Source organism: Corynebacterium sp. ACRQJ (assembly GCF_022346045.1).
Classification (GTDB): domain Bacteria; phylum Actinomycetota; class Actinomycetes; order Mycobacteriales; family Mycobacteriaceae; genus Corynebacterium; species Corynebacterium evansiae.
Genome location: NZ_JAKRMT010000013.1, coordinates 12,262 through 37,663, shown reverse-complemented (window position 1 = coordinate 37,663; position 25,402 = coordinate 12,262). Strand labels below are relative to the sequence as shown.

At 64.0% G+C, this 25,402-nt stretch carries 21 protein-coding genes and 2 tRNA genes; 5 read left to right on the top strand and 18 right to left on the bottom strand.

What is annotated here, in order from left to right:
- A complete protein-coding gene (locus tag MHX52_RS07865) occupies positions 1–780 on the top strand; it encodes an ABC transporter ATP-binding protein (RefSeq protein ID WP_034973311.1) in 780 nt (259 codons plus the stop codon).
- Positions 781–957: 177 nt separating this feature from the next.
- Here MHX52_RS07865 and rpmA read toward each other — a convergent pair whose 3' ends face one another.
- From rpmA to MHX52_RS07850, 3 genes are all read right to left on the bottom strand, one after another.
- Complete coding sequence (gene rpmA, locus MHX52_RS07860) at positions 958–1,224, bottom strand: 50S ribosomal protein L27 (protein WP_035005351.1); 267 nt, start codon at positions 1,222–1,224, stop codon at positions 958–960.
- A 45-nt stretch (positions 1,225–1,269) separates the two neighbouring features.
- Complete coding sequence (gene rplU / locus MHX52_RS07855) at positions 1,270–1,572, bottom strand: 50S ribosomal protein L21 (protein ID WP_034985382.1); 303 nt, start codon at positions 1,570–1,572, stop codon at positions 1,270–1,272.
- A gap of 277 nt (positions 1,573–1,849) precedes the next feature.
- Complete coding sequence (locus tag MHX52_RS07850; RefSeq protein ID WP_255721500.1) at positions 1,850–4,981, bottom strand: Rne/Rng family ribonuclease; 3,132 nt, start codon at positions 4,979–4,981, stop codon at positions 1,850–1,852.
- A gap of 118 nt (positions 4,982–5,099) precedes the next feature.
- Between MHX52_RS07850 and MHX52_RS07845 the strand changes: the two genes are divergently transcribed.
- Positions 5,100–5,864 carry a hypothetical protein gene (locus MHX52_RS07845; protein WP_239317538.1) on the top strand — a complete coding sequence of 255 codons (765 nt, stop codon included), beginning with the start codon at positions 5,100–5,102 and terminating at the stop codon, positions 5,862–5,864.
- Positions 5,865–5,942: 78 nt separating this feature from the next.
- Here the strand turns inward: MHX52_RS07845 and ndk are convergent, their stop codons facing one another.
- From ndk to MHX52_RS07810, 7 genes are all read right to left on the bottom strand, one after another.
- On the bottom strand, positions 5,943–6,353 hold the full coding sequence (gene ndk, locus MHX52_RS07840; RefSeq protein WP_005296491.1) for a nucleoside-diphosphate kinase: 411 nt from the start codon (positions 6,351–6,353) through the stop codon (positions 5,943–5,945).
- A gap of 54 nt (positions 6,354–6,407) precedes the next feature.
- Positions 6,408–7,745: a peptidoglycan recognition family protein gene (locus MHX52_RS07835; protein WP_239317536.1), complete on the bottom strand. Its 1,338-nt coding sequence runs from the start codon at positions 7,743–7,745 to the stop codon at positions 6,408–6,410.
- A gap of 113 nt (positions 7,746–7,858) precedes the next feature.
- Entirely contained in the window at positions 7,859–8,356 is a 498-nt protein-coding gene (locus MHX52_RS07830; RefSeq protein WP_035005357.1) for a DUF4233 domain-containing protein, read from the bottom strand.
- An 81-nt stretch (positions 8,357–8,437) separates the two neighbouring features.
- Entirely contained in the window at positions 8,438–9,976 is a 1,539-nt protein-coding gene (locus MHX52_RS07825; RefSeq protein WP_239317534.1) for a folylpolyglutamate synthase/dihydrofolate synthase family protein, read from the bottom strand.
- The gene (locus MHX52_RS07820; protein WP_239317532.1) at positions 9,973–12,771 is read right to left on the bottom strand and encodes a valine--tRNA ligase; all 2,799 of its coding nucleotides are present in this window, start codon (positions 12,769–12,771) and stop codon (positions 9,973–9,975) included. The genes MHX52_RS07825 and MHX52_RS07820 overlap by 4 nt, the downstream gene beginning before the upstream one ends.
- 35 nt (positions 12,772–12,806) lie before the next feature.
- Entirely contained in the window at positions 12,807–13,895 is a 1,089-nt protein-coding gene (locus MHX52_RS07815; RefSeq protein ID WP_239317530.1) for an alpha/beta hydrolase, read from the bottom strand.
- Positions 13,896–13,995: 100 nt separating this feature from the next.
- Entirely contained in the window at positions 13,996–14,988 is a 993-nt protein-coding gene (locus MHX52_RS07810; protein WP_239317528.1) for a malate dehydrogenase, read from the bottom strand.
- Between the two features lie 175 nt (positions 14,989–15,163).
- Here MHX52_RS07810 and MHX52_RS07805 point away from each other — a divergent pair, with 175 nt between their 5' ends.
- Entirely contained in the window at positions 15,164–15,973 is an 810-nt protein-coding gene (locus tag MHX52_RS07805) for a hypothetical protein (RefSeq protein WP_237746315.1), read from the top strand.
- Here the strand turns inward: MHX52_RS07805 and clpX are convergent.
- The 6 genes from clpX to MHX52_RS07775 all read right to left on the bottom strand — a co-directional run bounded on the left by clpX (position 15,970) and on the right by MHX52_RS07775 (position 20,983).
- Positions 15,970–17,244: an ATP-dependent Clp protease ATP-binding subunit ClpX gene (gene clpX / locus MHX52_RS07800; protein ID WP_011273210.1), complete on the bottom strand. Its 1,275-nt coding sequence runs from the start codon at positions 17,242–17,244 to the stop codon at positions 15,970–15,972. The genes MHX52_RS07805 and clpX overlap by 4 nt on opposite strands.
- 140 nt (positions 17,245–17,384) lie before the next feature.
- Positions 17,385–18,014, bottom strand: coding sequence for an ATP-dependent Clp protease proteolytic subunit (locus MHX52_RS07795; protein WP_005296507.1), 630 nt, complete (start codon positions 18,012–18,014; stop codon positions 17,385–17,387).
- A gap of 3 nt (positions 18,015–18,017) precedes the next feature.
- Complete coding sequence (locus tag MHX52_RS07790; RefSeq protein WP_011273208.1) at positions 18,018–18,584, bottom strand: ATP-dependent Clp protease proteolytic subunit; 567 nt, start codon at positions 18,582–18,584, stop codon at positions 18,018–18,020.
- Positions 18,585–18,835: 251 nt separating this feature from the next.
- Entirely contained in the window at positions 18,836–20,452 is a 1,617-nt protein-coding gene (gene tig / locus MHX52_RS07785; RefSeq protein WP_239317527.1) for a trigger factor, read from the bottom strand.
- A gap of 258 nt (positions 20,453–20,710) precedes the next feature.
- Positions 20,711–20,784, bottom strand: a tRNA-Pro gene (locus tag MHX52_RS07780).
- Between the two features lie 124 nt (positions 20,785–20,908).
- A tRNA-Gly gene (locus MHX52_RS07775) sits at positions 20,909–20,983 on the bottom strand.
- Between the two features lie 182 nt (positions 20,984–21,165).
- On the opposite strand from MHX52_RS07775, the gene MHX52_RS07770 reads away from it, so the two are divergent.
- The gene (locus MHX52_RS07770; RefSeq protein ID WP_035005364.1) at positions 21,166–21,402 is read left to right on the top strand and encodes a hypothetical protein; all 237 of its coding nucleotides are present in this window, start codon (positions 21,166–21,168) and stop codon (positions 21,400–21,402) included.
- Positions 21,403–21,436: 34 nt separating this feature from the next.
- On the opposite strand, the gene MHX52_RS07765 is transcribed toward MHX52_RS07770, so the two are convergent.
- Positions 21,437–21,910: a ribose-5-phosphate isomerase gene (locus MHX52_RS07765; protein ID WP_005296514.1), complete on the bottom strand. Its 474-nt coding sequence runs from the start codon at positions 21,908–21,910 to the stop codon at positions 21,437–21,439.
- Between the two features lie 65 nt (positions 21,911–21,975).
- A complete protein-coding gene (locus MHX52_RS07760) occupies positions 21,976–22,638 on the bottom strand; it encodes a disulfide bond formation protein DsbA (RefSeq protein ID WP_080722709.1) in 663 nt (220 codons plus the stop codon).
- Positions 22,639–22,680: 42 nt separating this feature from the next.
- Here MHX52_RS07760 and pepN point away from each other — a divergent pair, with 42 nt between their 5' ends.
- Positions 22,681–25,359: an aminopeptidase N gene (gene pepN / locus MHX52_RS07755; RefSeq protein ID WP_239317526.1), complete on the top strand. Its 2,679-nt coding sequence runs from the start codon at positions 22,681–22,683 to the stop codon at positions 25,357–25,359.
- Positions 25,360–25,402: the final 43 nt, after the last annotated feature.

Sequence of the window (25,402 nt, the reverse complement as noted above, 5' to 3'; positions counted from 1 at the left end):
ATGCTGACTATCGAAGATATCCACGTCCGCTACGGCAAGAATCCGGTTCTGCAGGGAGTATCGGCTTCCGGCTTTCAGCCGGGGTCCATCACCGGCCTATTGGGACCCAATGCCGCGGGAAAATCCACCCTGGTGAAGACGATCGCTGGGATACAGAGGGCGTCATCAGGCACCTGCCGCATCACCAGCAACGGCGAGGAACTATCCGGCAGTAACCGGCGCGACGCGATTGGTTATGTGCCCCAAGACCTGCTTTCTAGTGCTTCCCTGACGGCCTTCGAATCGATCCTCGTGGCGACGAAACGATCGACGCGCCGGGCAGTGGCCGCAACCGCACAGGAACAAGCAGCCGCAGTGCTGGAGCGGCTGGGGATTACGCACCTGGCTTCGCGCTATGTTCACGAACTGTCGGGTGGGCAGCGGCAGCTGGTCGCCGTGGGACAAATGCTGGTGCGCGAGCCCGAGGTGCTACTTCTGGACGAGCCGACTTCTGCCCTGGATCTGCGGCACCAGGTGGAGCTGCTGCAGCTCATCCGCCGAGAGGTATCCCAAAAGGATTCGATCGCGCTGATTGCGATTCACGACCTGAACCTAGCGGCACGCTACTGTGATCAGCTTATTGTGCTGCACCGTGGGCGCCTGATGGCGCAGGGACAGCCTTCCGAGGTGCTGACCCCGGGGCTGTTGGAAGAGGTCTACGGACTGCGGGCGAAGGTGCTTGACGATGCTGGCACGCCAGTGATCTGCCCTGTCGAGGAGTCAGCGCCGAGCCACTTGTAGCATTGCTACTTCAAGGCAAGCCCCGGTCCTGCCGGGGCTATTTTTATGGCCAGAATCATGGCTTTCATGGCTGTATCGAGGCACGAAAAAATCCAGTGCACGCATTGACTGCGTCCACTGGATTTTCAAGCTCTGTGCGGGTCTCCGCCGAAAGCTATGCCGAATGCTGGCGAAGGCTTAGGCCTCTACTGCCTCGTCCTCGACGATGTTCACCACGCGACGACGGCGCTTGGTGGCGAACTGGACGGAGCCGGCCTTCAGGGCGAACAGAGTGTCGTCGCCACCGCGGCCAACGTTTACGCCCGGGTGGAAAGAGGTACCACGCTGGCGGATCAGGATCTCGCCGGCCTTGACCTGCTGGCCGCCGAAGCGCTTCACACCGAGACGCTTGGACTCGGAGTCACGGCCGTTGTTGGAGCTAGATGCACCCTTCTTGTGTGCCATTAGTCTCTCCCTCCTTAAGGAAGAAAATCAAAGTGTCTCGGTAGTTTACTTGATACCGGTGACCTTCAGAACCGTGAGGGTCTGACGGTGGCCGTAGCGGCGCTTGTAACCGGTCTTGTTGCGGTAGTGCATGCCGCGGATCTTCGGTCCGCGAACGTGCTCCACGATCTCAGCGTTGACATTTACAGATGCCAGCTTGTCACCGGTGGTGACGTTTGCGCCATCGACGACGAGAACCGGGGTGAGAGCCACGGACGAACCCGGCTCACCCTCGATCTTCTCGACCTTGACGAGGTCACCTTCGGCAACCTTGTACTGCTTTCCGCCGGTCTTGACGATCGCGTACATGTAGGGCTACCCCTTTATTTCTCTAATCGGCTCAGGCAGCCCCCTGCGGGAAGGAAGCATCCTGACTGTTACTTTTGCTTAGCTGCGTTCGTTCCCCCAAAAGTGCCCGGGGCACTTTTGTGCACACTGTGCGAACGCACCCTGCTGGAAGCTAGTGCACTCGCGCAGTCCCCGGCGACGCGCGCGTTAAGGCTGGTCACCGGCGGAACGAACAGCGACTGGTTAAGACTACCCGGTCAGGGGGCTAAAAACCAAATCCCTTCGCTTTCGCTCGGAACTAGTTCGTCTTACGCACCACTCGCCGGCGACGACCACGCGAACGGGTGTTCTTGGTCTTGTTCTCGGCGCTATTTTTTGTGACGCCGAAGTCCTCCGGCCGCGGGGCAAAGTCAGACTTGGAGTTGCCCCGTGTCTGCCGCTTCCGGCGTGGAGATTCCTCGAACTCGCGCTTGGCTTCCTCGTAGCTGGATCGGTTGGCGGCGGAAGAGTTGGCGTCCCGACCCGAAGAAGAGCGAGCACTGCGAGCAGCACGGTCGGTGCGAGCAGAGCGATCAGTGCGCGCGCCGGTGTGCGCCGAACGCACTACACGGCGGCGACGGCGGGACCTGTTGTTCGTGGTCTTGTTCGCGCCTGCACCCTCCCCGGAGTACTCCGGGCGCTCGGCGTTGTTGGCTGCCGAGGGCTCGTCCGGGTCCTCCTGGGCGGAGCGCTTGCGGGCGCTGGCGACGATGCTGTCGATGTCGCTGTTAGATGCCTTGGCGTTGCGCCCCCGCTGCTGCTCTCGCTCCGCGGCCTGGGCGGCGTGCGGGTTGCCGCGGCGGACTACGCGGCGCACCCGACGGCGCGTGCCCTGCTGAGGCTTGTCATTCTGGGCCTTGTCATTTTGGGGTTCGCCCTGCTGGGGCTCACTTTGCTGGGACTGTTGCTGGGGCTGCTTGTCCTCGCGCTGCGCGTGCTTGTCCTCGCGGTGTGCTCGCTTGTCCTCGCGGTGTGCTCGCTTGTCCTCGCGCTGGTTCCGCTCCGGATCCTTGCCCTGGTTCCGGCTCTTGGACTGGTTCTGGTTCCTCCCCTGGTTCTTAGCCTGCTGGCGCTCCTTGCGGTGCCCGTGGTCGCGTCGCGGCTCCGGGTCCTTCTGCTCCACCGGGTCCGGGTGCATGATGAACCCGCGGCCTTCGCAGGCCTCACACGGGGTGGAGAACGTCTCCAGCAGGCCGGTGCCGAGGCGCTTGCGGGTCAGCTGCACCAGACCCAGCGACGTCACCTCGCCCAGCTTGTGACGGGTGCGGTCGCGGCCCAGGAACTCCGACAGACGGCGCAGCACCAGATCCTGGTTCTGCTGCAGCAGCATGTCGATGAAGTCCACGACGATCATGCCGCCGATGTCGCGCAGGCGCAGCTGGCGGACGATCTCCTCGGCCGCCTCGAGGTTGTTCTCCGTGACCGTGGCCTCGAGGTTGCCGCCGCTGCCCACGAAGGAGCCGGTGTTCACGTCGATGACCGTCATGGCCTCGGTGTGGTCGATGATCAGGTAGCCGCCCGATGGCAGCCACACCTTGCGGGCCATTGCCTTTTCCAGCTGCTGGTCCAGGTCCAGCGGCGCGAAGGCATCCTGGCCGTCGTGCTTGCCACGGTTCCACTTGTTCACGCGGTCCATCAGCTCCGGGGAGGTGCGACCCAGGTAGTCGCGCACAGCCTGCCAGGACTTATCGCCGTCGATGATCAGCTCGGAGAAGTCCGCGTTAAACACGTCGCGCACAACCTGGATCAGCATGTTCGGCTCTTCGTAGAGCGTCACCGGTTTGGAGCCCTTGGAGTTGCGCTCCTTGTTCTCCAGTTTCTGGATCTCCTGCCAACGCTTCTCCAGGCGCTGCACGTCCTCGGTGATCTGCTCTTCCGTCGCGTTCTCCGCAGCCGTGCGGATGATCGCGCCGCCATCGCCAGTGATGACCTCGCCCAGGATGTCCTTCAGGCGCTTGCGCTCGCCCGCGGGGAGCTTGCGGGAAATACCGGCAGTCGTGCCCGCCGGGAAGTACACCAGGTAGCGGCCCGCGAAGCTAATGCGGTTCGTCAGGCGCGCGCCCTTGTGGCCGATCGGGTCCTTCAGCACCTGCACCAGGATCTGGTCGCCCGGGCGCAGCGCCTGGTCGATCTTGCGGTTTTTGGAGTGCAGGTGCGGCGAACGCCAATCCATCTCACCTGCGTACAGCACGGCATTGCGCCCCGTGCCGATGTCCACGAAGGCTGCCTCCATGCTGCCCAGCACGTTTTGCACGCGACCCAGGTACACGTTGCCGATCAGCGACTGGTGCGTCGCATCCGCCACGAAGTGCTCGACCAGCTGGCCATCTTCCACCACGCCGACCTGCGTCATCATGCCCTTGTGGTCGGTGCGCTCCGAGTCGCGGACGATCATCGTGCGTTCCACGGACTCGCGGCGCGCCAGGAATTCGGCGCGGGTGATGGCCTTGTAGTTCTTGTCGCGGTTCTTCGCCCGCCAGCGGCGCTGCGATTCGAGGCGGGTGGAGCCCTTCATCTTCACCGGCTCGTCCACCAGATCTTCGGTGGCGCGCTCGGCCGGGTGCAGATCCTCGGGCGCGACATTCTTCGCGGGGGTCTCTTCCGGTACGTCACCGCGGTCGTTGTTGCGTTCGCCCTTTTCTTGTGACGCCCGCTCCTCCGCCCGGCGCGCACTTCCCACGCGGCGCACGACTCGGCGGACTCGGCGGCGGCGCACCGGCTTCGGTATAGAGTTCTCTTCCTGAGCCTTCTCCTCCTGCGGCTTCGCTACCTGCGCTTCAGTCTGATCCGGCTTCTGCTCTGTCTCCTCAGCTTGCTCCGCCTGTTCTGCTTGCCCTGCTTTATCGGCCTTATCGGCCTTCTTGGCAGACTTCTTTACGACGCGCTTCGCCGTCTTCTTCGCAGAGCGCTTAGCAGTTCGCTTGGTCGGCTTCTGTTCTGGTTTCTCAGCGGCCTCCTCCGCAGTCTGCTCCACCTTTTCGTTCTGCTCGGCGGGCTTTTCCTCTGCAGGCTCGACAGACTTCTTCGCAGTCTTCTTGGCAGCCTTCTTCGTCTGCTTCTTCGCAGTCTTTTTGGCAGTCTTCTTAGTAGCCTTCTTCGCAGGCTTCTCGTCTGCCTGAGACGGCTCAGAGTTGGCACTGAGGGCGTCCAAAACAGAAAAGACCTGTGCCTGAGTCAGCGACGAGGCCGTCTTCTTCCCCTCAATGCCGTGGTCCGCCAGAATGCCCAGGAAGTCCGTCGCGCGGATCCCCAACTGCTTGGCAACGGTGTGGACGCGAACCTTCTCCCCCACACTCTCTCGATCAATTTTCGCAGCCTGAGCTGCAATTTCCGGGCTGATAGTCGCCACGAAATCTCCTTTTAAAGTCTTCAAAGTTTTCCTGATCGCCATGCCGCATCGTCGTTGTGGGCATCCGATCTGTCCCCCATTGTCTCATATCGCCACGCATCCATCCGACAACCCATCCGACAACCCTGCGCTAAAGCGCCCGGCTGTTACACTGAACGCTATGCCCAACCCCTCCCGCCCCTCCGTCGCCTTCGACCGGACAGTGCTCACCGATGTCCAGAACGGCATGCGCCCCAGCAAGGCCGCGCAGTTCGTGGTTTCACTGATTCTCGCGCTGACGATGTTCATCCTCTGCGCACCGGTTACCGGGCCACTGCCGGCGCTGGGGATCCTCGCCACCGCCATCCTGGCCTGCGTCGTGTGGTGGCGCTACCTGCGGCGGAGCGGCGTGCGCGACAACACCTACTCCCCCATGAAGACAGACGCCGAAGCCGCCCGTACTCCCTTCAGCTGGAAAGAAGAAGGCCGCCTAGTGCTGGTGCTAGCACTCGTCTTCGGCCTATCGCAGGCCGCAAGCATGTTTAGTGGCCAGGGCAGGTGGGGCTTCGCCGCTATTGCCGCCCTGATCACCGCGGGCTTGATGTACTGGGTCATTACTTTTGACGCCTGGCGCCCCGCCCGCTACACCGACCCGAAGAAGCTACAACAGGATATGGAGATTAAGAACCCCACTGAGTGGCTGCAGGCTTTCCTCTACTGCCGCCGCTGCGTGCCGGGCGGCCTGCAAATTCTGAGCGACGCCCTGAAGGAGGATCTGTCACACTACGGCTGGACCGCTCACAGCGTGAACGAGGCGCTGGACAAACTGGTCCAACAAGGCAAGGCCGTGAAGATTCGAGAGCTACGCTCTGCCGATGGGGCGCGGAAATGGGTCACGCTGACTGAGGAAGGCTCGCAGGACTTCCAGGAACGCCACGGCGGCTAAGCCTTAAGCCCCGGACATAAGCCCCAGATACGCAAAAACCGCGGACGCGCTGCGCCCGCGGTTAATTTGTCTAACTATTTACAGGTTCGGGAACCAGATGCCGATCTCGCGCTCAGCGGACTCCGGGGAGTCGGAGCCGTGGACAACGTTCTCGCCGACGGTCAGGGCGAAGTCGCCGCGGATGGTGCCCGGGGTGGCCTTCTCCACCGGGTGGGTGCCACCGGCCAGCTGACGCCAAGCGGCGATAGCGGACTCGCCCTCAACGATGCCGGCAACCAGCGGAGCGGAGGTGATGAAGTCCACCAGCTCGCCGAAGAAAGGCTTGTCGGAGTGCTCAGCGTAGTGCTTTTCCGCGGTCTCGCGGTCAGCGGTACGCAGGTCCAGCTCCACGAGCTTCAGACCCTTCTTTTCGATGCGGGAGATAATTTCGCCCACGTGGCCGTTCTTAACACCGTCGGGCTTAATCAGAATCAGAGTGCGTTCAGTCATGCCAGTGATTCTACACGTGGCGTCACCGCACCACAGCGCCGCGACACCCCGGCGCTACACGCGGCTGCGCACCTGATTCATCAGCGCGTAGGCGCGGTCACCCGGGCACGCAGTCGCGGTGGAGACGTCGCCCCAGTCGCGGTGGCCGGTGATCGTGCGGCGGGTAAGGTTCAGGCGGGCCGCGTTGTTTACGTAGCGCACGTGGCCGCGCGGGTCCAGGCCCAGCCCACGGCACAGGTGGCCAAGAACGCGCACCAGGGAGTTGATCGCGGCGGGGGTAGGAGCCTGCTGCATGAAGTTACCCAGCAGGCACACACCGATGTTGCCGTCGTTCGCGTTGTACACGTGACCTGCGGTGACGGACATAGGGGATGCACCCAGGCTGCCGGATTGGAATACCGCCTGGCCATCCGTGCCGGTGGTGCGCCCCTGGAACACCGTGCCGTCCGGGGCGATCAGTAGGTGGTAGCCGATGTCGCCCCATCCGCGACCGCCATTCGCCGAAGAGGCGTGGAAGGCGTAGATGCTGCGGACGTTCGCGGCATAGTCACCGTTAACTGGAGTGGCCATCGCCGTGTGGTGCACAGTAATGAGCTGCGCGCGGGTGAAGCGGGGAGTCCACCCCATCAGCGACTCATTGGCACCCCACTCTCGGCGGGAAACCACGCGCAGGCCGTTGATCACGTTCGCACCACCGATGCCAGCGCCGCCACCCGGAGCCGGAGCACCCGGGTTGGCCAGGCCACTGGACTGCAGGATTCCGGCGATGGTGCCCGCCAGTGCCAGGGAGCCGGCCAAGCCCGCAGCTCCGGTCTCCAGACTGCTTTGCAGTTCAGCCGGGTTGGAGGGCAGCCCCATCGGTGCAGCGTAGGGTGCAATGCCCGCGCCGAAGATCTGTTCTTCCTGCCCCTTCGGAGCCTCCACAATGTGGAGGAACAGGCGCGTCGCCGGGTCGTTAACCTCGCCGGGCAGCCAGACGGCAGCGGCACCCTTGGGCAGCTCTACGGGCTCGGACTTCAGTGCGGAATCATCGCCCTCGCGGTCGTGCGCCTCGGGCTGGACCACGCGATCCTCGGTGCGGCCGTCCGGGAACTCGAAGCGCAGGGTCGCCTGCGTTGCCTCGGTCGCTGCGGGGGCAAAGGTGATCGTGAGGTACCCGGTGCCTCCGGGTAGCTCGCCCTTTTGGTTGACGCCAATTCCCGTTCCGGTGAAGCCCTCTTGCTCGGCAGGATTGGGGGCGCCGGCAGCTCCGGCGGCATCTGCACCGGGGAGTGCGTCGTCGGCGGAGGAGAAGACCCCCATGTTGTTGCGGTTGGCGAAGAGGAGGGAGCCACCAACGGCGGCTCCCAACGCGGTGGAAGAACGGAAAAATGCACGGCGCGTTAACGTCATGCACCGGATAATAAACCACATTCGGGGGTAGCGGGAGACTTACCCCTATTTAAGGGTATTCCCAGGTGAGTGTTACCGATGTTAAAGGTGGTGCAAATGTGGCGTCATAAAGACTAGTCAGCGGGGGTAGCCGGGCGCCGCACGTTACCTTCCTCATCGAGGTGCTGGGAGGGCAGCAGGCCGCGCTCCATGCGGCGCATCAGGTTCGAGCGAAGGTGGTAGATGTACCACCAGCACAGAGCGAAGATCACGCCCATCGCCCCCATCGCCGGGTGCACGATGAAGCCCGCGACGGCCAGCACCTGCAGGGCAATGTTCAACCAGTCGGCCCACTTGGCCTTCTGCAGGAAGGCAGCGACGATCATCGCAACCCCCAGGCCGATCACGTAGACCAAGTTGAAGGTCGTGGCGGCGGAACCGGCGTCCACTCGGGTGATGACGGTCAGCACCAGCAGGATCACGATGGCTTCCATGATGTGCGTTCCGGCCATCACGCCGCGCAGCCCCTTCAGCGGGTCGTTCGCCGGGGCCTGGCCGGGGCCCAGCGGACCGTACTCGCCCTGTCCACTGCCCTCGCCAGCCTTACTGCGGTTGTCCGGGTTCTGTGCCACGATTCTGCAGCTCCTTGGTAGATCTTCCGTTTAAAAAATTTTCCTGGCGCCGGCGAGTGCCCCGGCGCCTGTGCTGACTGCCTACGCCGGTTCCTTGCCGAACAGCGTGCGGGCCTCCCCTGCCGTCACCACCGAGCCGGTGATCAGCACGCCAGCGCCGGACAGCACGCCATCCTCGTCGTCTTCGGCCAGTTGGGTGGCGACCTCCACGGCTCCGGGCAGGTTCGCGGATACGTGCACGCGCTCCTCACCGAAGGCATCCCGCGCGTACTCGGCCAGCACGTCGACCGGCAGGGCGCGCGGGGAGTTCACCTCCGTCACCACGATCTCGTCCATCACGGGCTCCAGGGCGGCCAGGATGCCGCGGGCATCCTTGTCCCCCAGCACTCCGACCACGCCGACCAGCCGACGGAACTCGAAGTCGCGGTCGATGGCCGCAGCCAGGGCCTTCGCCCCGTGGGGGTTGTGCGAGGCGTCGATAAACACACTCGGGGTGGAGCGCACGCGCTCCAGGCGGCCGGGCGAGGCGACGGAGGCGAAGCCTTCCCGTACCGTGTCCACGTCCAGCTGCCGCTCGGCTCCGGCACCGAAGAACGCCTCCACGGCAGCCAGAGCCACGGCGGCGTTGCGCGCCTGGTGCTCCCCGGAGAGCGGCAGGAAGATGTCTGTGTACTCGCCAGCCAGGCCGCGGATGGTCACGGTCTGCCCGCCGACGGCAATCTGGCTGGAGATCACACCGAACTCGCTCCCGGCGCGGGCGACGGCGGAATCCTTCGCCACGGCCTCTTCCAGCAGCACTCGCATGGCCGCTGGCTCCTGCTCGGCGACGATCGTCACGTTGTCCGGCGGGGTGAGCAGATCCTCGGCATCCCAGCGGGCCTTGATGATGCCTGCCTTCTCGCCTGCGATTTCCTCTAGCGTGTCGCCGAGGTAGTCCGTGTGATCCAGCCCGATCGGGGTGATCACGGCAACGTCGGAGTTCACCACGTTCGTCGCGTCCCAGCGCCCGCCCATGCCGGTTTCCACCACGGCAACGTCCACCGGCGCGTCGGCGAAGGCCGCGTAGGCCATGGCCACCATCACCTCGAACTTGCTCATCTGCGGGCCACCCTCGGCCTGGCTCTTCGCGTCCACCATTTCCACCATCGGCTGGATGTCGCGCCACGTATCCACGTAGTCGCGTGGGTGTAGTGGCTTGCCGTCGATGGCGATGCGTTCGGTGACGATCTGCAGGTGCGGGCTGGTTGTCCGCCCGGTGCGACGGTGGAAGGCGCGCATCAGCGATTCGATCATCCGCACCACGGAGGTCTTGCCGTTGGTGCCCGCCACGTGGATCACCGGGAACGCACGCTCCGGGTGGCCGAGCAGGTCCATGAGCATCTCGACGCGCTCGAGCGTCGGGTCGATCTTGGTTTCCGGCCAGCGCTGGTTCAGCTCCGCGTCGACCTCCGCCAGCGCGGCCAGGTCTTCGGGCGTAATGGGACGTTCTTGTACTGACGCCACCTCGGGCTCGTCCGCCCCCACACCGTCGATAGGCAGGGCTAGGCCTGCATCGTCGAGCGTGACCTCTTCCGGGTAGCTATCCCCGACCTTGCCGTCGGTGAACTTGTCGTCGGTCATGCCTTTGGCAGGCCTTCCAGGCGGGCAGTGATGCGCTCGAACTCCTCCTGTGCGACGCGCTGGCGCTCGCGGATTCCTTCGACGACCTTCTCCGGTGCCTTGGACAGGAAGTTTTCGTTGCCCAGCTTCTTCGCCGCGTTATCCAACTCCTTCTGAGCTGCCGCGAGGTCCTTCTCCAGGCGCTTGCGCTCCGCGGCAACGTCGACGGTGCCGGAGGTATCCAGCTGCACGGCGATCGTTGCCTGGGACAGGCGCACCTCGATGGATGCGGTCTCCGCGAAGTCCTCCTCCGGGGTTTCCAGGCGCACCAGGGAGCGCACGGCCTCCTCGAAGTCGGCCAGGTCAGCGGCGGCGAAGTCCAGGGCGGCGGGCACCTTCTGGGAGGGCTTCACACCCTGGTCGCTGCGGAAGCGGCGCAGCTCGGTGACCAGCTTGTCCACGTCCGCCATGCGGCGTACCGCATCGGCATCAGTCTGCGCCCCACCGTTGGTGAGGTCGGCGGTCGGCCAGTCGGCGGTGACCAGGGAGTCGGAGTAGCCCTCTTCCCCATCGGTCAGCGCCTTCCACAGCGTCTCGGTCACGAAGGGCATGGCCGGGTGCAGCAGGCGCAGCACTGCGTCCAGCACGCGGCCCAGCACGATCTGGGTGCTGATGCCCCGCTGGACCTGTGCCTCCGTGGCACTGTCCCAGTCGCGCGGGATCTGCACCTTGGCGATCTCCAGGTACCAGTCGCAGAACTCGCCCCAGGCGAAGCGGTATAGGTTCTCGTTCGCCAGGGAGAACTCGTAGCGGTCCAGCGCGTCGTCCACCAGCTGGCGAACCTCCTCCAGGCGGTCCAGGATCCAGCGGTCGGCATCCGTCAGGGTCTCGCGAGCAGGCAGCTCGCCCACGCGCGCGCCGTTCATGAGGGCGAACTTGGTGGCGTTGTACAGCTTGGTGGCGAAGTTACGGGAGGACTGTGCGGCATCCTCGCCCACCGGCAGGTCGGAGCCCGGGTTGGCGCCGCGCGCCAGGGTGAAGCGCAGCGCATCCGCGCCGTAGTCGCGCACCCAGTCCATCGGGTCGATGCCGTTGCCCAGGGACTTCGACATCTTGCGGCCGTGCTCGTCGCGCACCAGGCCGTGCAGGAAGATGTCCTTGAACGGAATTTGCGGGCGGCCGTCCTTGCCGGCGCCCAGCACCTCAGGGGTGTGCTTGGAGGCGAAGGTGGCGAACATCATCATGCGGGCGACCCAGAAGAACAAAATGTCGTAGCCCGTCACCAGCACACTTGTTGGGTAGAACTTCTCCAATTCCGGGGTCTTCTCCGGCCAGCCCATCGTGGAGAACGGCCACAGGGCGGAGCTGAACCAGGTGTCCAGTACGTCCTCGTCCTGGCGCCAGCCCTCGCCCGTCGGGGCTTCGTCGTCCGGGCCGCAGCACACAATCTCGCCATTCGGGCCGTACCAGATCGGAATGCGGTGGCCCCACCACAGCTGGCGGGAAATGCACCAGTCGTGCATGTCGTCCACCCAGTCGAACCAGCGTGGCTCCTGGGAGGATGGGTGGATCACCGAGTCGCCGGAGCGGATCGCATCGCCGGACATCTTCGCCAGCTCGTCAACCTTGACGAACCACTGCTCGGACAGGCGCGGCTCCACGGCCTCCTTGGAACGCTCGGAGTGGCCCACGCTGTGCACGTAGGGGAACTTGCGGGCCACGATGCGCCCCTGCTCCTCCAGCGCCAGGCGGATCTTCTCGCGCGCCTCGTAGCGCTCCAGGCCGTCGAACTCGGTGCCGGTGTTCGCAATGTGGCCGGTCTCGTCCATGATCACCGGCATCGGCAGGTCGTGGCGCTGGCCCATCGCAAAGTCGTTCGGGTCGTGCGCCGGCGTGATCTTCACCGCACCGGTACCGAACTCCGGGTCCACGTAGTCGTCGGCCACCACAATCATCTGGCGATCCGGCAGGAACGGGTGCGGCAGGGTCTTGCCCACCAGGTCCGCGTAGCGCTCGTCCTCCGGGTGCACGGCAACGGCCACATCGCCCAGCATCGTCTCCACACGAGTTGTCGCCACGACCACGTGCGGCTCGGAATCGTCCAGCGAGCCATAGCGGATGCTCACCAGCTCGCCCTCGTCATCGGAGTACACAACCTCGATGTCGGAGATCGCAGTCTGCAGCACCGGGGACCAGTTCACCATGCGATTCGCGCGGTAGATCAGGCCGGCGTCAAAAAGCTCCTTGAACATCGTCTGCACAGCGCGGGACAGGCCATCGTCCAGGGTGAAGCGCTCGCGCGACCAATCCACGGAATCGCCGATGGCGCGCATCTGGCGCTGGATCACGCCACCGTACTGGTCCTTCCACTCCCAGACCTTCTCCACGAAGGCCTCGCGGCCGTAGTCGAAGCGATCCTTGCCCTCGGTTTCCTTCAGGCTGGCCTCGACCTTAGTCTGGGTCGCGATACCCGCGTGGTCGGAGCCGGGCAGCCACAGAACCTCGAAGCCCTGCATGCGCTTGCGGCGGGCCATCGCATCCATCAGCGTGTGGTCCAGCGCGTGGCCCATGTGCAGCTGGCCGGTCACGTTCGGCGGCGGCAGCACAATGCTGAAGGGCGGCTTGTCGCTGGAAGGATCGGCCTTAAAGTAGCCGGAGTCCACCCACCCCTGGTAGAGGTTTTCCTCTACCGCGGCGGGGTCCCATGCCGCGGGTAGCTGTGCCGAGCGGTCGGCACCAATCGGGTTAGAGCCATTTGCCTTAGAACTGGAGTCACTCACGTCTGCCAAGTCTAGTAGACGGCCCGGACAGGGCATACACCCCGCCTACCACCCGCTCACCCACTGAGCGTTTACATCTCGAGCATCGCCCGCAACACACCCGCAGCCTCGTCCAACGCCCGCCCAGAGTTATGCCACACGCCCGAAGAATTCACGAAGGGGTGGATCAGGCCGGGGTGGCGTCGGAAAGAAACGGGCACACCTGCCTCCCGCAGCTTCTCGGCATAGGCCGTGCCCTCGTCGCGCAGCGGATCGAACCCGGCGACGGCGACATAGGCCGGAGCCACCCCGCTGACGTCGTCGGCGAGCAGGGGTGAAACGTCCGGGTCCAGCCGCTGCACGTCGTCGGTGAGGTACTGGTCGCGATACCACTGCATGTGCGCCTGGGTCAGGAAGTAGCCCTTGGAGAACTCCTTGTGGCTGGGCGTATCCAGCCTGGAAAGATCCGTGACCGGCACAAACAGCAGCTGCGCACGCGGCTGTTCCTGGCCTTCGCGCTTACGGCGCAGGCACACCACGGCGGCCAGGTTGCCTCCCGCGGAATCGCCGCCGACGGCCACCCTATTCTTATTGACGCCCTTAACCTCGCCCGCCATGGCCGCATCAACCACGTCACAGCAGTCGTCCGGCGCGGCGGGGAAAGGATGCTCCGGGGCCAGGCGGTAGTCCACGGAGAGCACGGCTACGCGGGCGGCTTCGCACAGCCAGCGGCAGGTGGAATCGTGCGAGTCGAGGGAACCAACCACCCAGCCGCCGCCGTGGAAGTACACCAGGGTGGGCAGGTCCTCGTCCGGCGAGACCGCCCCGGTGGGACGGTAGTGGCGTACGCGCACGCCCCGGATCCGCTCCTCCACCACGGAGCCGACCTGGGTGACGTGTCCGCCGGCCATGTACGCGGCGTCCTCCACAACCGCGCGGGTGGCTTCGACGGGCTGCTGGGAATAGTCCGCCGGGTGCATCAGGTCGGTGACCAGGCTAGAGGCGCGCACGTCGGAATCCAGTCGTTCGCCGTCGGAGTTAGTGCGGGAGCCGAAGATGCGCAGAACCGGCTCGGGGATCGCGGGCAACAGCCACCCGGCGCGGGCGATGAGCTGGCTGAAAAGCGAGTGCTGGAGTGGTTGGGAGTGGATAGGGGCTGTGGTGTCAGTGGGATTCGTCATGCCTAACATAAAACCACCCGACCAGGCGGCCGGGTGGCGATATGCAGAAAAAAGTTATTCCTTAGGAAACTACAGAAAAACTACCGAGAACTGCAGGAAACTACAGCAGGCCAGCCTCCACGACAGCGGCCTTTTCCTCCTGCAGCTCCTTGATGTTTGCGTCGATGCGCTCCTGCTGCGCCGGGCTGATCTCCAGGCCCTGCACGATCTCCCACTCGCCGTTAACAGAGCGGCAGGGGAAGGAGAAGACCAGACCCTCCGGGATTCCGTAGGAGCCGTCGGAAGGCAGTGCGACGGAAACCCAGTCGCCCTCGGCGGTGCCGTTCACCCAGTCGCGCATGTGGTCCAGCGCGCCGCTTGCCGCGGAGGCTGCCGAGGAGCGCCCGCGGACCTCGATGATCTCCGCGCCGCGCTTGGCTACGCGTGGGATGAACTCATCGTTTACCCACGCCGCATCTAGCTTGTCGGCGACCTTCTCACCGTTCAGCGTCAGCTCCGCAACGTCCGGGAACTGGGAGGCGGAGTGGTTGCCCCAGACGGTCATGTTCTTCAGATCGCGCACAGCCACGCCCAGCTTGTCCGCCACCTGCGCCAGGCCACGGTTGTGATCCAGGCGGGTCAGGGCGGTAACGCGGCGCGGGTCGAGGCCCTCGGCGTGGGCCGCAACGATCGCCGCGTTGGTGTTGGCCGGGTTGCCGACGACAATTACGCGAACGTCATCGGCGGCGTGCTCCGCGATCGCCTTACCCTGCGGGCCGAAGATCTTGCCGTTGGCGGCCAGTAGGTCGGCGCGTTCCTCACCCTTCTGGCGGGGCTTGGCGCCCACCAGGAAGACTGCGTTGGCATCCTTGAAGCCCTCGTCGAGTTCGGCGGTGATGGTGACCTCCCCCAGCAGCGGGAAGGCGCAGTCGGCCAGCTCCAGGGCCACGCCGCGGGCGGCCTGCAGGCCCTGCTCGGTCTCCAACAGGCGCAGGTTCACTACGCGGTCGCCGAAGACCTCCCCCTTGGCGATGCGGAACAGCAGGGAGTAGCCGATCTGGCCGCCGGCACCCGTGACGGTGACGGTAACGGCATTCTGGTTGTTGGTGGTCACGCGGGGCTCCTTAAGCAATGCGTTGGTGAGAGTTTTCTTAAATCCTCTCCCTACTGTAATAACCTGCCCGACACCCTGCACTCTCACTGCATTCGCACATCAAACCACCCCCGCACGAGCCTGGATTAACTGCACATCGCTGCAGGCTCAGCCCCTTCATAGATAAACTGAATTGGTGCAGAATAAGCCCCACCTTCCCGCCTCTGCGGCCTGGTATGGCCTCGGCGAACAGCAGTACATCCAGGCCATGAACACCGCCGTGACCATCGCCATCCGGGTCGGTGCCGCATTCACTCCTGAACACCTGGCCGCGATCACCCAGGCCGCACGCCTGCCGCAGAACTGCGAGCTGCTGGATTCCCCGGCTCGCCTGTACGAGGAAGCGCTGCGTTATGCCCACTCCTCCATCTGGCCCGTGCCGCTAAATGGTTATGACAACCCGGAGATGGAAAGCTCCCCTGTCCGCGAGATGCGCAAGCTCGTCGCCGCCACCTACACGCGCTTTGCCACCCACCCGGACGCAGTGCGCCTGATTGTGGCGGAGAATCTGCTGGGCGATCCGGAGCTCGTCCACCGCGTAGGCGTTTTAGAGGATTCCCCGGTGGTGCTGCACCTGGATCGCGTGCTAATGCGCGGCCACGATATTGGCGCCTTTCGCAGCGGCGTCTCCGCGGAGGATACCTATGCACTCATCACCGCGCTGTGCTCCTTCGCCGTCACCCAGGGCCCAACGTTCCATGCCCTGTACGGCATGGATTCCAGCACCCCCGAAAACGAGGATGGCCTGCGGACCCTGACGTGCGATGCGGTCATCGCCTTCCTCACCACCACGATGCCCACCAACCAGGGCGCGTCGTACACCCACGCTTCGCATTCTTCGGTGATTGGTACCTCGGTCGCCGCGTCGCTCTACAACCACGCGCGGCATGAGGATGAAGAGGTTGATGACGCCCCCTCGGCGCCATCGGACCTATATCACGACTAGGCGCTCTTCTTATCCCGCTTGGCGACCTCTTCGTGGGTCAGCAGGGTCGGTTCCGCCTCCCCGCGGGCGCATGCGCCGGTGATGATGACCTCGCCGGTTTCCTCATCTTCAGGGATGGCGAACATGGTCGGCAGCAGCAGGGTTTCCATGATGGACCGCAGGCCGCGGGCGCCGGTCTCGCGGGCCAGTGCCTTCTGGGCAATCTCTCGCAGCGCCTCGTCCTCGAAGGTCAGGCGCACGCCGTCCATGTCGAACAGGCGCTGGTACTGGCGCACCAGGGAATTCTTCGGCTCGGTCAGTACGCGCACGAGGGCGTCCTCGTCCAGGTGGCCGACGTGGGTCAGCACTGGCAGGCGGCCGATCAGCTCGGGGATCAGACCGAACTTCACCAGATCCTCCGGCTCCACGAACTGGAACGGGTTCGGATCTTCCTCGGACTTCGCGCTGATCTCCGCGCCGAAGCCCAGACCCTTCTTGCCGCGGCGCTCGGAAATGACCTTCTCCAACCCGGAGAATGCGCCCGCCACGATAAACAGAACGTTCTTCGTGTCGAACTGGATGAACTCCTGGTTCGGGTGCTTGCGGCCGCCCTGCGGCGGAACGGCGGCAACGGTGCCTTCCAGGATCTTCAGCAGGGCCTGCTGCACGCCTTCGCCGGACACGTCGCGGGTGATGGACGGGTTCTCCGACTTGCGGGAGATCTTGTCCACCTCGTCGACGTAGATAATGCCGCGCTGGGCCTTCGCCACATCAAAGTCGGCGGCCTGGAGAAGCTTCAGCAGGATGTTCTCTACGTCTTCACCGACGTAGCCGGCTTCGGTCAAACTGGTGGCGTCAGCAATGGCGAAAGGCACATCGAGCATCCGGGCGAGCGACTGCGCCAGATAGGTCTTGCCCGAACCGGTCGGCCCCAGCATCAGAATGTTGGACTTCGCCAGCTCCACCTCGTCGTCAGAGCGGCGGGCGGCGGCGTTCGACTCCTCGACCTGGATGCGCTTGTAGTGGTTGTACACGGCGACGGCCAGGGTGCGCTTGGCCTCGTCCTGGCCGATCACGTAGCTATCCAGGAACTCGGCGATAGCCGCGGGCTTCGGCAGCTTCGCCGAGCTCTCCGCAGGATCGACCGCCAGCAGCTCCTCTTCGATGATCTCGTTACAAAGCTCGATGCATTCGTCGCAAATGTAAACACCAGGGCCGGCAATCAGCTTGCGGACCTGCTTCTGGCTCTTTCCACAGAAGGAGCACTTCAGGAGCTCTGCGCTTTCAGGCATGCGGGACATCAGGCTTTCTTGGATCGGGTAACTTGCGGGACAGCTAGATTAGCACCCTCATAGGCCTTCGATTCTACCGCGCCACGCCGGAATGCCCGCGGAAGCTGAAAGCCCCGCGGGTCGCTAGTGTTTGCCGGGTGCTACTTCTGCGCCGACAGCTTGCGGTAGTCGAAGACCTGGTCGACGATGCCGTACTCCTTGGCCTCCTCGGCCGTCAGGATCTTGTCACGGTCGGTGTCGATGCGTACCTGCTCGGCGGACTTGCCGGTGTGGCGCGCCAGGGTCTCCTCCATCAGCTTGCGCATACGCTCGATCTCCTTGGCCTGGATCTCCAGGTCGGAAACCTGGCCCTGCACACCGCCGGTGGCGGGCTGGTGGATCAGCACGCGGGCGTTCGGCAGAGCTGCGCGCTTGCCCGGGGTGCCAGCGGCCAGCAGCACGGCGGCGGCGCTGGCGGCCTGGCCGAGGCAGACGGTCTGCACGTCCGGGCGGACGTACTGCATCGTGTCGTAGATCGCCATCAGGCTGGTGAAGGAACCGCCGGGAGAGTTGATGTACATCGTGATGTCCCGGTCCGGGTCCAGCCCCTCCAGCACGAGCAGCTGCGCCATGATGTCGTTGGCGGAAGCGTCGTCCACCTGGGTACCCAGGAAGATGATGCGCTCCTCGAACAGCTTGTTGTACGGGTTGGATTCCTTCGCGCCGTAGCTGGAGTGCTCCACGAACGACGGCAGGATGTATCGCATTTCTGGCATCTGCATCTCTGACATGTCTTAGCTCTCCTTCGCAGAGGTGATGACGTGGTCGACGAAACCGTATTCCTTGGCCTGCTGGGCAGTGAACCAACGGTCGCGGTCGGAATCCTTGGTGATCTGCTCAACGGTCTGGCCGGTGAACTCCGCGATCAGCTCCGCCATTTCCCGTTTGGTGTAGGCGAACTGCTCTGCCTGGATGGCGATGTCGGCGGCGGTGCCGCCCACGCCTGCGGACGGCTGGTGCATCATGATGCGGGCGTGCGGCAGGGCGTAGCGCTTACCCTTTGTGCCTGCGGAAAGCAGGAACTGGCCCATGGACGCCGCCAGGCCCATTCCGTAGGTAGCGATGTCGCACGGCGCGTACTTCATCGTGTCGTAGATCGCCATACCCGCGGTGACGGAGCCGCCGGGAGAGTTGATGTACAGGCTGATGTCGCGCGTCGGATCCTCTGCGGACAGCAGCAGAATCTGGGCGCACAGCTCGTTGGCGATCTCGTCGTCCACCTGGCTGCCCAGGAAGATGATTCGCTCGCGCAGCAGGCGCTCGTAGACTGAGTCTCTATGGTTTGGGGTTTCCGAACTCAACTTCGCTCCTTGCCGAAAGTTTTACGAAAGTTCACTTTTGTATGCGCCCCAGCCTAGTCACACCCGTCGGCAAAGCGTGCCTTCCGGTGGGGTTGTTCGCTGTCAGCGCACGGCTTGGTAGCCGTACGGGGTGGCAGCGTCCAGTGTGTAAGCACACGGTATGACAGCGAGCCGGAGTAAGGCATGGCGGACGGGGCAAAAAGAAAACCGCCAGAACCTCGAGTAGAGGTCCCGGCGGTCAGGGAAAACTCTTAGTCTTCCTTCTTCTCCGCTGCCTTCTTGGTGGTCTTCTTGGCAGTGGACTTCTTCGCCGTAGACTTCGTAGCCTTCTTGGCGGTCGACTTCTTGGCGGTCGACTTCTTAGCGGTGGACTTCTTAGCCGTGCTCTTCTTGGCAGTCGACTTCTTCGCCGTGCTCTTCTTCGCAGTGGACTTCTTAGCCGTGCTCTTCTTCGCGGTCGACTTCTTCGCCGGAGCCTTCTTCGGCTTCTCCTCAGCCTTATCCGCCTTGTCAGCCTCCGCCTTGTCTGCCTTGTCGCCCTCAGCCTCAACGTCGCCGAAGTACTCCTTCGGGTCAACGTCCGCACCGTCGGTGTCCTTCACGGAGGTACGGGCGATGTTCAGCGCCAGTGCCTTGCCGCGGCGGACATCAGCGAACAGGCTGCCCAGCTGGCCGGCCTGCTGCAGCTGCATGATGAACTGGTTCGGGTCCATGCCGTACTGGTTTGCAGTGAAGGCGATGTGATCCATCAGCTCTTCCTGGGAAACCTCCGGCTGCTCCTTGTCCGCAACTGCGTCCAGGAACAGCTGGGTGCGCACGGAATCCTCAGCGGAGCTGCGTGCATCCTCTTCGAACTTCTCGCGCGTCATGTCCTGGGCAGCCAGCATGGACTCGAAGACCTTCTCGTCGCCGCCGAACTGTTGGATGATCTGCTGGATCTGAGCGTCGACCTGCTCCTTAACAACACCCTCCGGCAGCTCAAACTCGGTCTGCTCCAGGGCCTCGGCCAGAACCTTGTCGCGGATCTCGCCGGCCTGGGTGTTCTTCAGCTGCTGCTCGACCTGACCCTTCAGGGACTTCTTCAGCTCGTCCAGGGTGTCGAACTCGCTGGCCAGCTGCGCGAAGTCGTCGTCCAGCTCCGGCAGCTCGCGCTCCTTGACGGAACCGAGCTTGACGGTAACCTCAGCCTCTTCGTCAGCGTGCTCACCGGCAACCAGCTTGGAGGTGAAGGTGGACTCCTCGCCCTCCTTCATGCCGACCAGCGCATCATCCAGGCCCTCGATGAGGGAATCGTTGCCAACCTCGTGGGACAGGCCCTCGGTGGTGGCCTCGTCGACGGTCTCGCCGTCGATGGTGGCGGACAGGTCGATGGAGACGAAGTCGCCCTTCTTCACTGCGCGGTCAGCCGGCTTCAGGGTGCCGAAGCGAGCCTGCAGGTTCTTCAGCTCCGCATCGATGGCCTCGTCGTCGGCCTTCAGCGGTGCAACCTCAACGGAGATGGCGGAAAAGTCCGGAACCTCGATCTCCGGGCGAACGTCGACCTCGGCGGTGAAGGTGATGTGCTTGCCGTCCTCCAGCTCGGAGATCTCGATCTCCGGCTGGCCCAGGGCCTTCACGTCGTTCTCCTCGACAGCCTGACTGTAACGAGAAGGCAGCATCTCGTTGATGACCTGATCCAGGACAACGCCACGGCCCAGGCGAGCTTCCAGAATCTTCGCCGGAACCTTGCCCTTGCGGAAGCCCGGCATGTTTACCTGCTGCGCGAGGGTTGCGTAGGCCTTGTCGAACTCTGGCTTAAGCTCCTCGAATGGAACCTCAATCGTCAGCTTGGTGCGGGTGGCGCTCAGCTTTTCTACAGAGCTCTTCACGAATGCACACTCCTGTGTATTAATAGCTTCTTTGGCACCGCGGTCTCTCGTTTATCTCGCAGCGCTTTTTACGGTCGGTGCTCAATTTTATAGAACCATCGCCAGGCGCATCACGCTGGGGTGTGGTTTTCAGGCTCCCTGGCCACTAAGCGGATCGCCGAATCCCCCACCGATCCGGACTGCGAACCCCCATTTCACCTTTTCAATGCGACGAACCGCAGGGTGGCGTCACAAAGAAAAGAGTGAAAATAAAAAATGTCGGGATAACAGGATTTGAACCTGCGACCCCTCGCTCCCAAAGCGAGTGCGCTACCAAACTGCGCCATATCCCGATCTTTGCATGCCCCGAAGGGACGTTGCGCCCGCTACTTTACTGGCTGGTTGCTGGGAAATACAAAACGGCAGCTCCCCCGTCGTTGCGCTCGCCTGCGCTCGGGGGGAACTGCCTTAAAAGTTTGGAGGGAATGACGGGAATCGAACCCGCGTCTTCAGCTTGGAAGGCTGAGGTATTAGCCACTATACGACATTCCCACTGGAAGCTAGCTTCCGTTACGTTGTGCGATGTTACACCATACACACCGCTATCCAGCAAAATCACCCCAGCACAGTTGGCGAAAATAGCCCACAACCTGCATAGTTGCGGGGGTATGCAGGTGTAGCAAATGCGCCACTCTAATTGTATGGGTTACCTATGGGCTGTACATTCTAGTTTTATGGAACCAATTATCGTCGACAAAAATACCGGCACGGAGCTCTGGACAGCATCACAGTGCGCTGAGTACTCCGGCACAGCTCGTGGCACCTTCACCAGCTATGCAGGCCGCGGTCGCGCACCCCGGCCAGTGGCCAAGTACAACGGGCTGACCCTGTGGGATTCCAACGTGGTCAAGGAATGGCAGCAAAAACGCGATGGCGCCCCGACCTCGTCGGACACCACCGCGCAGAAGTAGTTCTCGCGAGCAGATCTCGCGGAGAAGTAGTTATTTAGTTCTCCGGCAGCGCCGGCGCCTCCCCCGTGCGCTCGTACTCAGCCAGGATGTCGATACGGCGCTGGTGGCGCTCCGCCTCGGACCACGGCTGGGTGACGAAAGCATCGACAATCGCCAGCGCCTCCTCCTCGGAGTGCATACGACCGCCCAGCCCGATCAGCTGGGCGTTGTTGTGTTCACGGGCCAGCTTCGCGGTCTCCACGGACCACGCCAGCGCACAGCGCGCGCCCGGAACCTTGTTGGCGGCGATCTGCTCGCCGTTGCCGGAACCGCCGAGCACGATGCCCAGCGAGCCCTCGTCCTCCACCACGGACTTGGCCGCTGCGATGCAGAAGGCCGGGTAGTCGTCGTTCGCGTCGTAGGTGTGGGCGCCACAGTCCACAACCTCGAAGCCCTTGGAGGTTAAGTGATCCTTGATCACGTTCTTCATCTCGAAACCGGCATGATCTGCACCTAGGTAAATACGCATGCTGCCAGTCTAGCCGGTTGCTGGCTGCCGGCGGGCGCTACTCCGCAAGTGTTCTACCGCGGGCGCTACTCCGCGACCGGCGCTTCGGTGCGGGAACGCTTCAGCTCGAAGAAGTGCGGGTTCGCCGCCAGGGTCACGGAGGCATCGAACATCTTGCCTGCCTCTTCCCCGCGCGGGATGCGGGTGATGACCGGCCCGAAGAAAGCCACGTCGCCCAGCTGCACGACCGGGGTGCCGACCTCGTCGCCCACCAGCTCGATCGCCTTGTCCTGGGACTTACGCAGCGGCGCATCAACAGAGCCTTCATCGTCGGCGGCCAGGTGACCAACCTTTGCCAGTTCGGCGGGCAGCTCAGCTTCTTCCAGAGCCTCGGCGATCAGTTCGTCGTAGCCGTGCGGGTCGGCTGCATCCGCGCGCTCCTCGTTGTGGATCTTGGTGCCCAGGGCGGTGTACCAGGCGGAGAGCTTCTCCGGGTGCTGCTGCCAAATCGCGGTAGCCACGCGCGCCGGCGCCCACGCGGCATCCATCTTCTCGCGGTAAGCGGGGTCCAGGTCACGCCCCTCGTTCAGGACGGAGAGGCTCATCGGCTGGAACTTCACCTCCACGTCGCGGACCTCCTGGACCTCCATCAGCCAGCGGCTGGTAACCCAGGCGAAGGGGCAGATGGCGTCGAAGAACATGGTTACGGTTTGGTTCTTTGTATCGGTCATGTCCCCCACTCTAGCCATGGCGCGGGAACCCTGTCCGGCGCGGCTACTAGGGTGGTCTGCATGACTTCCATCAACCTAACCCGTACCGAGGCCGAGCATCGCGCCAGCCTCATCAGCGATGTTCACTACACCATTCAGCTGGATCTTTCCGGCGGCGAGAAGCCGGAAAACAAGCACTTCCGCTCGCTGACCCGCATTACCTTCACCTCCGGCGCCGGGTCTACCTTCCTGGACCTGCGCGCGGACTCGCTGTCGCGGGTGGAGCTCGATGGCGCTGAGCTTGGGGACTTTACTTATGACGCCACTACGGGCATTCCGCTCGAAGGCCTGTCTAGTGGCCAGCACGAGCTGCTGGTGGAGGCAGAAATTCCGTACTCCACCACGGGTCAGGGTCTGCACCGCTTCTTCGACCCCAGCGATGACCAGGCCTACATGTACACCCAGTTCGAGACGGCGGACGCCAAGCGGGTCTTCGCCTGCTTCGACCAGCCGGACATCAAGGCGACCTATGATGTCGAGCTCACCACGCCCGCCGAGTGGACCGTGGTGACGAACAACGAGGTTTCCGTGGCGGAGGCTGAGGGCGTCAATAAGAAAAAGCACAGTGCGACCGTGGATTACCTGCTGTCGACCTACCTCATTGCGTTTTGCGTCGGCCCGTGGCACGTGGTGCGCGACGAGTGGCGCGGCACGATCACCGAGCACCCCGAGTCCGCGGCGGCCAAGGAGAAGAACCTGCAGACCAGCGGGGAGATGCGCGTACCGCTGGCGCTGTATTGCCGCCAGTCGCTGGCGGAGTACCTGGATGCCGACGAGCTGTTCGAGGTGACCAAGCAGGGCTTCGACTACTACGCGGATAAGTTCGGCATCGGCTACCCGTTCTACAAGTACGACCAGATCTTCTGCCCGGAATACAACATGGGTGCCATGGAGAACGCGGGTGCGGTGACGATCCGCGACGAGTACATCTTCCGCTCCGCAGCCAGCCACTACCAGTACGAACGCCGTGCGGATACGATCCTGCACGAGCTGGCGCACATGTGGTTCGGCGACCTGGTGACGATGAAGTGGTGGGACGACCTGTGGCTGAACGAATCCTTCGCCACCTGGTCGGCCGCCATGAGCCAGGCTGGGGCCACGAAGTACGACACGGCATGGGTGACGTTCAACAGCAAGGAGAAGGCGTGGGCGTATGCGCAGGATCAGCTGTCCTCCACCCACCCGGTGTTCTCCGACGCGGGCGACATCGAGACGGTGGAGGCCAACTTCGACGGCATCACCTACGCCAAGGGTGCCAGCGTGTTGAAGCAGCTGGCGGCCTACGTGGGGCTGGAGGAGTTCTTCGCTGGCATCCGCGCGCACTTCGCGGCGCACGCCTGGGATAACGCGACGTTCGCGGACCTGCTGGGGGCGCTGGAGAAGGCTTCGGGGCGCGACCTTTCCGACTGGTCGGACCAGTGGCTGCGCACGACGGGCATCAACACCCTGACCCCGGTCTTTGAGGTAAACGACGGGGCTTACACTTCCTTTGCCGTGGAGCAGTCCGGCGCGCAGCCCGGCGCGGGCGAGACCCGCACCCACCGCATTGCTGTGGGCGTGTACAGCTTTGAGGGGGATGTGCTGAAGCGCACCAAGCGCGTGGAGCTGGATATTTCCGGCGAGCGCACCGAAGTTCCGGAGCTGGTGGGCGTGCCCGCCGGCGATCTGGTGCTGGTCAACGACGATGACCTGGCCTACGGCAACATGGCGCTGGATGAGGGATCCCTGGCGACGGCGATCGGCGGCGGGGATAGCGGCGGGGCCGAGGGCGGCAAGCCGAACATCGTGCGCATTACGGACCCGATGGCGCGTGCCCTAGTGTGGTCCGCGGCGTGGCAGATGACGCGCAATGCGCAGATGCGGGCGCGCGATTTCATTGGCCTGGTTGCCGGCGGCGCGGCTGAGGAAACCGAGCTGGCGGTGCTGGAGCAGATTCTGGCTCAGGCCCGCACGGCGGCTGCAAACTACGCCGACCCGGACTGGGCGGACGAGGGCTGGGCGCAGCTGCGCAAGGCCTTCCTGGCGGCGGCGCGCGAGACCGAAGGCCCGGCCCAGCTGGCGTTCGTTCGCGCCTACGTGGGCTGCGTGCACTCCGCGGAGTCGGCGGACGTGCTGCTCGCGCTGCTGGGCGAGGCTGATGCCGCCGAGGTGATTCCGGGTCTGAACGTGGACCAGGACCTGCGCTGGGCGATCATCATTGCGCTGACCGCCGCAGCCCGTGCCACCGGCGAAAACGCCGATCAGGTGGAGGCGCGGATTGCCGCCGAAGAGGCTCAGGACAAGTCCTCCAGCGGTGCGGCATTGGCGCTGCAGGCGCGTTCCTCCGTGCCGGACGAGCAGACCAAGCAGCAGGTCTGGCGTGCCCTCACCGTGGAGGCTCCGCAGCAGAGCAACCTGAGCCTGCGCCACCGCAACGCGGGCCTGGTGCACGTCGGCCACGCCGACCTGTTGCAACAGTTCAGCACGGATTACGTTGCCCACGCCGTGGAGTGGTGGAAGTCCCTGAACTCCGAGATGGCGCTGCGCACCCTGGAGGGCATCTACCCGTCCTGGGATCACAGCGACGCAACGGATTCCGCCATCGCCGAACTGGTGAAGGCGGAGGACACCCCGAGTGGCCTGCGCCGCGTACTTTCCGAAGGCCGCGACCGGGTGGCACGTGCCAAGGCTGCCCGCGCATTCGACGCAGCCGGCAAGTAATCGCCGGGGCTGCGCCCCTTCGGCGGGCGTGGCTGCACCTAAC

Excerpts from the sequence above, each read along its gene's own strand:
- clpX (WP_011273210.1), bottom strand. The coding sequence starts at position 17,244 with ATGCCTGAAAGCGCAGAGCTCCTGAAGTGCTCCTTCTGTGGAAAGAGC.
- MHX52_RS07815 (WP_239317530.1), bottom strand. The coding sequence starts at position 13,895 with ATGACGAATCCCACTGACACCACAGCCCCTATCCACTCCCAACCACTC.
- MHX52_RS07820 (WP_239317532.1), bottom strand. The coding sequence starts at position 12,771 with ATGCCCTGTCCGGGCCGTCTACTAGACTTGGCAGACGTGAGTGACTCC.
- MHX52_RS07770 (WP_035005364.1), top strand. The coding sequence starts at position 21,166 with ATGGAACCAATTATCGTCGACAAAAATACCGGCACGGAGCTCTGGACA.
- MHX52_RS07765 (WP_005296514.1), bottom strand. The coding sequence starts at position 21,910 with ATGCGTATTTACCTAGGTGCAGATCATGCCGGTTTCGAGATGAAGAAC.
- MHX52_RS07835 (WP_239317536.1), bottom strand. The coding sequence starts at position 7,745 with ATGACGTTAACGCGCCGTGCATTTTTCCGTTCTTCCACCGCGTTGGGA.
- rpmA (WP_035005351.1), bottom strand. The coding sequence starts at position 1,224 with ATGGCACACAAGAAGGGTGCATCTAGCTCCAACAACGGCCGTGACTCC.
- MHX52_RS07845 (WP_239317538.1), top strand. The coding sequence starts at position 5,100 with ATGCCCAACCCCTCCCGCCCCTCCGTCGCCTTCGACCGGACAGTGCTC.
- rplU (WP_034985382.1), bottom strand. The coding sequence starts at position 1,572 with ATGTACGCGATCGTCAAGACCGGCGGAAAGCAGTACAAGGTTGCCGAA.
- MHX52_RS07825 (WP_239317534.1), bottom strand. The coding sequence starts at position 9,976 with ATGACCGACGACAAGTTCACCGACGGCAAGGTCGGGGATAGCTACCCG.
- MHX52_RS07850 (WP_255721500.1), bottom strand. The coding sequence starts at position 4,981 with ATGGCGATCAGGAAAACTTTGAAGACTTTAAAAGGAGATTTCGTGGCG.
- pepN (WP_239317526.1), top strand. The coding sequence starts at position 22,681 with ATGACTTCCATCAACCTAACCCGTACCGAGGCCGAGCATCGCGCCAGC.
- MHX52_RS07865 (WP_034973311.1), top strand. The coding sequence starts at position 1 with ATGCTGACTATCGAAGATATCCACGTCCGCTACGGCAAGAATCCGGTT.
- MHX52_RS07760 (WP_080722709.1), bottom strand. The coding sequence starts at position 22,638 with ATGGCTAGAGTGGGGGACATGACCGATACAAAGAACCAAACCGTAACC.
- ndk (WP_005296491.1), bottom strand. The coding sequence starts at position 6,353 with ATGACTGAACGCACTCTGATTCTGATTAAGCCCGACGGTGTTAAGAAC.
- MHX52_RS07795 (WP_005296507.1), bottom strand. The coding sequence starts at position 18,014 with ATGTCAGAGATGCAGATGCCAGAAATGCGATACATCCTGCCGTCGTTC.